The sequence below is a fragment of the Pelomonas sp. KK5 genome (assembly GCF_001984095.1).
GTDB lineage: Bacteria > Pseudomonadota > Gammaproteobacteria > Burkholderiales > Burkholderiaceae_C > KK5.
In genome coordinates, this window is the sequence record NZ_LYVQ01000459.1 from 1 (window position 1) to 1,657 (window position 1,657).

At 71.8% G+C, this 1,657-nt stretch carries 2 protein-coding genes; both read left to right on the forward strand.

Annotated features, from left to right (window positions below; genetic code table 11):
• Positions 1 to 708: type II secretion system protein N (gene gspN / locus B0W88_RS31620; protein WP_077038396.1), on the forward strand; the 708-nt coding region annotated here is incomplete at its 5' end.
• Positions 709 to 710: 2 nt separating this feature from the next.
• A partial coding sequence (locus B0W88_RS31625; RefSeq protein WP_304442608.1) for a secretin N-terminal domain-containing protein occupies positions 711 to 1,657 on the forward strand: 947 nt, incomplete at its 3' end.

Sequence of the window (1,657 nt, forward strand, 5' to 3'; positions counted from 1 at the left end):
GCGCGCGGCCTGGCCACGGCCAGCGGCGGCCGGGTGCTGATCACCGACACCCGCGGCAGCATCTGGAACGGCAGCGGCCTGCTGGTGCTGGCCGGCGGCGCCGAGAGCCGCGACGCTGCCAGCCTGCCCGACCGCCTGCACTGGCAGATGAGCCCGCAGGGCCTCGGCGGCCTGCGCCTGAGCGCACGGCAGGACTGCTGCATCAACGGCGAGCTGCAGCTGCGCATCAAGCCCGGCTTCGGCCGCACCGAGATCGCCATCGACGGCACCGGCAAGGACTGGCTGCTGCGCTGGCCGGCCGCGGTGCTGGCCGGCCTGGGCACGCCGTGGAACACGCTGCAACTGGGCGGCACGCTGCGGCTGCAGGCCCAGGCGCTGCAGCTGGACGAGGCCGGGGGCCAATGGCGCCAGACCGGCCGGCTTGACGTCGACCTGCTGAACCTGTCCTCGCGCGTGTCGACGCTGGACCCGCTGGGCAGCTACCGCATGAGCCTCGTCGGCGCGCCCGACGGCAAGGGCGGCAGCCTGCAGCTGAGCACGCTGGAAGGGGCGCTGCTGCTGTCCGGCCAGGGTGGCTTCGGCACCGGCAGGCGCGTGCAATTCCGCGGCGAGGCCACCGCCGCCCCGGGCCGCGAGGCCGCTCTCGACAATCTCCTGAACATCATCGGGCGGCGCCAAGGCGCGCGCTCCGTCATTTCGATCGGATGATCATGCATACCCGCAACCTCACCCTGGCTCTCGCGCTGCTCGGCCTCGCCCCGACCTTCGCCCTGGCCGCCGCGCCGCGCAGCCAGGGCCCGGCGCTGAAGGCGGCCACGCCGGTGACGCTGAACTTCGTCAACGCGGACATCGAGGCCGTCACCCGCGCGATCGGCGTGATGATGAACCGCCAGTTCATCATCGACCCGCGCGTCAAGGGCCAGATCACGCTGTACAGCGAGCAGCAGGTCAGCGTGCAGCAGGCCTACCTGAACTACCTGGCCGCGCTGCGCACGCTGGGCTTCACCGTCGTCGAGGCGGCCGGGCTCTACAAGGTCGTGCCCGAGGCGGACGCCAAGCTGCAGACCGGCACCGTCACCGTCAACGAAGGCCGCAGCAGCGCGCCGCGCGGCGACCAGGTGGTCACGCAGATCTTCCGGCTGGACCACGAGAACGCGAACAACCTGGTGGCCGTGCTGCGCCCGCTGATCAGCCCCAACAACACGATCAACGCCAACCCCGGCACCAACTCGCTGGTCATCACCGACTATGCGGAGAACCTGCAGCGCCTGGCCAAGGTGATCGCCGCGCTGGACACGCCGGGCAGCACCGACATCGAGGTGGTGCCGCTGAAGTATGCGGTGGCCTCGGACGTGGCCACGCTGGTGCAGAAGCTGGCCGACGGCTCGGGCGGCACGACCACGCCGGGCGTGCCGGTGGTCGCGTCGGCAGGCAGTTCCGCCCTCAGCGTGCTGGCCGATCCGCGCAGCAACGCGCTGATCCTGCGCGCGTCGAACCCGGCGCGGCTGTCGGCCGCGCGCGCGATCATCGCCAAGCTGGACCAGCCCAGCAGCGACAGCAGCGGTGGCAGCAACATCCACGTCGTCTACCTGAAGAACGCCGATGCGGCCAAGCTGGCGACGGTGCTGCGCGCCGCCTTCGCGGCGGGCAGCTCGAC